Annotated in this window: 1 protein-coding gene; it reads left to right on the plus strand. The window is 40.3% G+C overall.

Features of this window, described 5'->3' with window-relative positions; translation table 11 throughout:
- Positions 1 to 325: 325 nt before the first annotated feature.
- The coding region (locus tag IE867_RS13730; protein WP_192485284.1) for a DUF4347 domain-containing protein at positions 326 to 7434 on the plus strand (7109 nt) is incomplete at its 3' end.

Raw genomic sequence — 7434 nt, forward strand, 5'->3', positions numbered from 1 at the left:
TTTGATCGTCATAAATCTGAGAAATTATTTTTTGTTTTAGCGCCATGATGATACCTTAATGCAAATAAGTTTATTTTGCACTATAGCATAAAATTTATCTTATAGGTATGTTTTTAGGAATGGACTCTGGTGCTATAGAGTGAAATGTGTAAATGTTTTTAGATTTTATACAATGAGCCTTAAAATGTACTATTTTATAACGAAAGCAGGATGAAAAGCTTGTTACCCCGCAAAGTTATCACAAGAAGTGGTAAATGAAAAGATAACTCTGAGCCGTAACAAGATCATATTGCGTTAACTGTATCAACGTGTAGAGGTATTGATTATGTTACAACTTAAAAAGTCATATCAAAAAGTAAAAGGCATCCTGGTATCATTCAACAAGGAAAAATCCCCTGAAAATAATATTTTATCCTACGAATACCCTTCGTTATTGCAAGAGTTAGAACCTCGCTTCATGTTTGATGGTGCTGCAATTGAAACAGTTGATATTGCTGATGGCGTATCTGATCAGGAGCAGGCATATATACTCAATGCCATTGAGCAGAATGAAAATGCACATGTTACAGATAGTTTGTTGGCAGCGCTTGAGGCTGATCCTGAAGGATTTCAAACTGACTACAGTCAATTTAGAGAAGTAGTTATTATTGATTCTCGAGTTAAAGATCCTCATATACTTATTGATTCAATATCAAGAGATGCTGCGATTGAGGTAGTTTTATCTCATCAAGATGGCGTAGATCGTATTGCTGAAATACTTCAGAAGTATAACGGTTTGGATGCATTACATATTGTTTCTCATGGTGATCAGGCAAAGCTTTATTTAGGGGATACGACTTTAACGAGTAATAACCTCATTAATTATCAGACACAATTCTCACAATGGGGACAATCACTGACGCAAAGTGGTGACATATTATTTTATGGATGTAATGTGGCTGAAGGATTTGAAGGCCAAGAATTTGTTGAGCAGCTCAAATCTCTCACAGATGCAGATGTTGCTGCTTCAACTGATTTAACTGGCAGCAGTGATTTGGGTGGTGATGCGATCATTGAGTCACGTATTGACATACAAAGCAAAGAAATTATAAATTTTAATAATTACGTTCATGTATTAGCATCTGTGTGGACGCAAATTGGAGGTAATATACAGGGTGATTCATCTGGTGACATTCTTGGTGATAGAGCAGGTGTTGCTATCAGTGAGGATGGTTCTAGAATAGTCGTTTCTGCACCAGGCGATGATCAAGGCGCGTCTGAAACTGGAACGGTTATGGTTTATGATTGGACAGGTGCGAACTGGATACAGGTGGGAGCAGACATCCAAGCTGGGAATACAGTTTTTGATGGTGCGCAAGGGCTGAGTGTTAGTATTAGCTCAGATGGTTCAAGAATTGCATTTGGCTTGCCTGGCGATGATGGCGGTGGAGCGAATCGTGGTAGCGCCCAAGTGTATGAGTATGATGGTACTAACTGGATACAGCTAGGATCTACGATTATAGGAGTCAATGCTGGCTTTGAGGTTGGGCAGAGCGTGTCATTAAATGATGATGGTAACCGGCTAGCAATTGGTGAAAGAAGATCGAATAATGCGGGGGCTGATACTGGTAGTACGCGTCTTTTTGAATACAACGGTTCAGGTTGGGTGCAATTAGGAAGTACAATTCATGGCGAAATGTCTAATAACGATGCCGGATTTTCAGTTTCTTTAAATGCTGCGGGGGACCGAGTTGCCATTGGTGCACCATATAATGACGGTGCGGGTTCAAATGCAGGGCATGTGCGCGTGTATGAATATAATGGCACAAATTGGGGGCAACTAGGTTTAGATCTTGACGGGGAAAACGGAGGTGATCTTTTTGGCTATTCAGTTGCTCTCAATGATTCAGGTGACCGCCTAATTGCGGGTGCAAAACTAAATGATGGTAATGGTTTAAACTCAGGACATGCACGTGTATTTGATTGGAATGGTTCCGTTTGGGTGCAATTAGGTAATGATATTGAAGGTGTTGCAGCTAACAATGATGCAGGTGAGGCTGTGGCAATTAGTTCATCTGGTAATCGTATTGCTGTTGCTGCACCATTTAATGATGGCATAGCCTCTAATGCAGGGCATGTGCGTATATTTGATTGGGATGGGGCAAGCTGGAATTTAGTTGATGTAGCAATTACTGGTAATGGGCAAACAGGATCTGGTGATCTTTTTGGATCTAGTGTTGCGCTTAATAATGACGGAAGTCGAGTAATTATTGGTGCGCCAAATAATGATAATGGTGGTGGAGATGCTGGTTTTGTACAAGTGTATGAAATTGATACCCCTGCACCTGTCATAAAAAATGAGTTCCAACAAATAGGTAATAGTTTTGATGGTCCAAATGCGGGTGATGAAAGAGGGCCAGTGTCACTGAACTTAGATGGAACTATTGTGGTATCTGGCGCGCCTAATAACGATGATGTTTTTTCAAATGGCGGGTTGGTTCAGGTACATCAATGGGATGGTACTGCATGGAATCAAAGAGGTTCAGATATTTATGGTGCAGAAGTCAATGATAAAACTGGCTTAAGTGTTGATATTACTCCAGATGGTAATATGATTGTGGTTACTGCAGTACTGCCATCTAATATTAATCGAGGAGTTACAAGGGTTTACCAATGGGATGGATCTGATTATGTTCAATTTGGTTCTGATATTCTTGGAGAGGGATTGAATGATGGCGGTAGTCATGTAGCAAAATTAAGCTCTGATGGACTGAATGTAATCATTGGGGCACGTTTCAATGACAGTAATGGTGACGACTCAGGTCATATTCGCGTATTTACTTGGAATGGAACAGCATGGGTTCAAAGAGGTCAAGAATTTGTTGGTGATCAAGCTTTTAATCGTTGGGGTAGAGATATTGCTATTAGTGATGATGGTAATCGTATTCTATTGGGCAGTGAAAATTTCGATGTTCCTGCGATTGAAGCTGGTATAGCTAGAGTATATCATTGGAATGGCCTGAACTGGGCTCTTGAACTACAAGTAAATGGTTCTGCTTATGACCATCTATTGGGCTTTGATTTAAGCATGAGTGGTGATGGCAATGTTGTAGCAATAGGATCACTACATGCTGATCCAGTTGGAAGTAACTCCGGTAGAATATTAACTTATGAGTGGAATGGCTCTTCATGGGGTTTGAGACAGATAATTAATAATAATGAATTAGCTGGCGATGAGTTAGGATCAGCCTCAGCTTTAAGTTATGATGGTTCGACTTTAGTCGTATCTGCACCGTTTAGTGATGGCAATGGCGTAGACAGTGGACGAGTACTTGTCTATCAATGGGATGGTTCAAACTGGGTTCAATCAAATAACCATGAACTTTATGGCGAACTGGGAAGTGATCGTTTTGGAAGCTATGTTAGTCTGAGTGGTGACGGTTCGGTCTTTGCGGTTGGTGCACCTTATAATGATGATGCAGGAATTAATTCTGGTGCTGTTTATGTCTATACAATTAATAGTACCTCAAAAATCTTTACAGAAGGAGATGTGCCAATAGTTTTAGATAATACATTTGCACTTACAGATACTGATAGCGCTTTACTTGAAAGTGCTATCATATCGATTACCGCTAATCATACCTCAAGTGAAGATGTGCTAGCTTTTACAAACACTGGTAGTATCAGTGGTAACTTTGATAGTGGAACAGGTATTTTAACTTTATCCGGTACGGATACAATAGCAAATTATCAAACAGCCCTTCGAAGTGTTACTTATGAAAATACATCTGGATCACCTAGTTTGTTAACAAGGATGATAGAAGTAAAGGTGAATGATGGGGTTAATGACTCAAATATAAAACAGTTTATAGTTAATATTGTAGATCAACCTAATAATCCACCAGTGAATACAGTCATTGGTGCACAAAGCGTTAATGAAGACACTTTATTATCAATCAGTGGATTATCAGTGACGGATGTTGATGGTAATTTAGCAACCACTCGCTTGCAGGTGAATAACGGGATGTTAAATGTTACTCTATCAGGTGGAGCAACGATCTCTAGCGGTGCCAATGGCAGTAATGATTTAACCATTTCAGGTAGTGAGGCAGATATTAATGTAACTCTGGCTAGTTTAAGTTATCAAGGTAATACCAACTTTAATGGTAGTGATACATTAACAATGACTTCCATCGATAGCGCAGGGACACCTTTATCCGATGTTGATACGGTAGCGATTACCGTCAATGCGGTGAATGATGAGCCAGTAGTGAGCACGACAGCAATCAATCCCACCTTCACAGAAAATGGTACGGTACAGACAGTCTTTAGCGGGACTGCTATCAATTTAGTCGAAATGGCTGATTTAGTGAAAACAATTACTTTAACAGTGAATAATTTACAAAATAGCGTAGATGAGAAGCTTTACATAGATGGTCAGGCCATTGATTTAACCAATGGCAATAGTGGTACAACAACAGCCAATAGTTATGGCTTTAATATTACAGAAAGCGGTGGTACAGCAACGATCACATTAACTCATGCAAGTGATATATCGGTTGCCAATGCACAAACTCTGATTGATGGACTTCAATATGAAAATACAAGTGAAAATCCATTAGGTGCCAATAGGGTAGTTACCTTAACCAGCCTTCAAGATAGTGGCGGTATTGCTAATGGAGGTGATGATACGGTAGCATTAAGTATTGCTTCTACGGTTACACTAATTGCTGTGGATGATCCTCCTACGGTTATGGACACCATTATCCAATTAGGATCTGATATTGTTGATTCAAACTATGGCCGCCAAGTATCGTTAAGTGCTGATGGACAAATTATGGCAGTGAGCAGTTGGTATGACGATGGGCTTGGTAGTGGTGGTGGACAGCTGAGAATTTATCGTTGGGATGGCAGTGACTGGACGATTGATTTAGCTAATGATGTGATTAATGCTCCCCTTGGAGAGTGGGAGTTTGCTGATAATATGCAATTAAGTGAAGATGGTCAGAGTTTTATTGTTCAGCTCAGTAAATTTACGGATGCCGGCAGTGCCCGTGTGTATGAATATAACGGTACCACCTGGGTACAAAAAGGAAGTGATTTATTAGGTGAGGTGTCAGGTGATAGATTTGGGCATGATGTTTCAATTAGCGCTGATGGCTTAGTGGTTTCATCAAGTTCAAGATCTAATGACGGCGGTGGCTCTAGTAGCGGCCATGTACGTGTGTATGAATGGAATGGTAGTGATTGGACGCAGCGAGGTGCTGATATTGATGGTTTTGCTGGTGATTTAGCAGGAAGCGCTCATACGCTTAGTGCTGATGGTTTAAGTGTAGCTGTAGGGGCTGAAAATGGTGGTTCAGCGGGTACTACTAGTGAAGGTAGTGTCAGAATTTTTTCTTGGGATGGATCATCATGGGTACAAAAAGGATCAGAGATTGATGGGGATGCTAATGAAGACAAATTGGGTGGCTTTGGCGTTGCTTTAAATGCAGATGGTACCATTATGGCAGCAGGCGCTCCTTTAAATGATGCCGTTGGAGGAAATAATGGTCAGGTTAAAGTCTATGAATTTGATGGCACTGATTGGGTACAAAAAGGTAGTGACATCTATGGTGAAGCAAATAGTGATCTTTTTGGTTGGCGGGTCGCATTAAGTGGTGATGGTTTGACCTTAGCAGTCAATGCACCGCTTAATGATGATGGCGGCGGCAGTAGTGGTCACATTAGATTGTATCATTGGGATGGTAATGATTGGGTTCAAGTACATCATGATATTGCGGGTCTGTCTTCAGGTGATCAATTTGGTAATGGCTTGGCATTAAGTGCGGATGGTAAAGTATTAGCAGGAGGCGCTGATTCAGGAAGTGCACGGACGTTTGCTGTTATTGATTTAGACTATGTAGAGAATGATGCAGCAACAGCCATAAATGACACAGTGACAACCAGTGATTTGGATAGTCCAAACTTGGCATCAGCGACGATTACGATTGATAGTGCCCATTATGTTAATGGTGAAGATATTTTATCCTTTACACCTGTTGGTAGCATCACGGGAAGCTTTGATGCATTAACAGGAACGCTAACGTTATTAGGTAGTGACACCTTAGCTAACTATGATTTGGCGTTACAGTCAGTCACTTATCAGAATACCTCTGATAACCCAAGCACTAATACACGGATTATAAAATTTGCCGTTAATGATGGTACAACGACATCCAATATTTTATCTACCGCGATTAAAGTGACACCAGTTAACGATGCGCCAGTCAATACAGTGCCAGGTGCACAAAGTGTGAATGAAGATACATCTTTATCAATCAGTGGATTATCGGTAACGGATGTTGATGGTAATTTGGCAACGACTCGTTTGCAAGTGACCAATGGGACATTAAATATCACCTTATCAGGAGCTGCTACGATTTCCAGTGGAGCCAATGGCAGTAATGATTTAACCATTTCAGGTAGTGAAACTGATATTAATGCAACGCTTGCTAGCTTAAGTTATCAAGGTAATCTCAACTTCAATGGCAGTGACACATTGACTGTGACGTCAATAGACAGTGATGGCATACCTTTATCAGATGTGGATACGGTAGCAATAACAATTAATGCTATTAATGATACACCGGTAAATACTGTTCCTGGCGCACAAATTGTCAGCGAAGATACTTCACTATCGATCAGCGGTTTGTCAGTAACAGATTCAGACGGCAATTTAGCATCAACTCGTTTGCAGGTGAATAACGGAACGTTGAATGTGACGTTATCGGGAGCCGCTACGATCTCAAGTGGGTCTAATAATAGTAATGATTTAACCATTTCAGGTAGTGAGACAGATATTAATGTAACTCTAGCTAGTTTAAGTTATCAAGGAAATCTCAACTTCAATGGTAATGATACATTGACTGTAATATCAAATGATAGTGCAGGTACGCCATTATTTGATATTGATCTTATTAGTATCATAGTAACACCAGTTAATGATGCTCCTGTGATAACCGCAGGTAGCATTCTTAACTATAGTGAAAATGATCCTGCAGCAGTGATTGATGGTGGTCTTTCTATCTCAGATATTGATGACACCCATATTGAAAGCGCAACTGTGACAATAAGTACCAATTATATCAACGCTGAGGATGTGTTGGCATTTGTTGATACAGCGAATATTACCGGTAGCTTTAATTCAGCAACCGGTGTATTAACGCTAACCGGTAGTGATACCGTGGTTAACTATCAAAATGCTTTACAAAGTATCACCTATATGAATACCTCAGATAATCCAAGTACGTTATCACGGACAGTCAGTTGGGTGGTCAATGACGGTTATAGTAATGCGACATCAGCGACAAGTATAATTAATGTTAGTGCAGTTAATGATGCACCTACAGTAAGCGCAGGTGCAGTGCTTAATTACACCGCTGGAGATACAGCAACAGCAATAGATGTAGGCGT

The organism is Cysteiniphilum marinum (assembly GCF_014857925.1).
Classification (GTDB): Bacteria; Pseudomonadota; Gammaproteobacteria; order Francisellales; family Francisellaceae; genus Caedibacter; species Caedibacter marinus.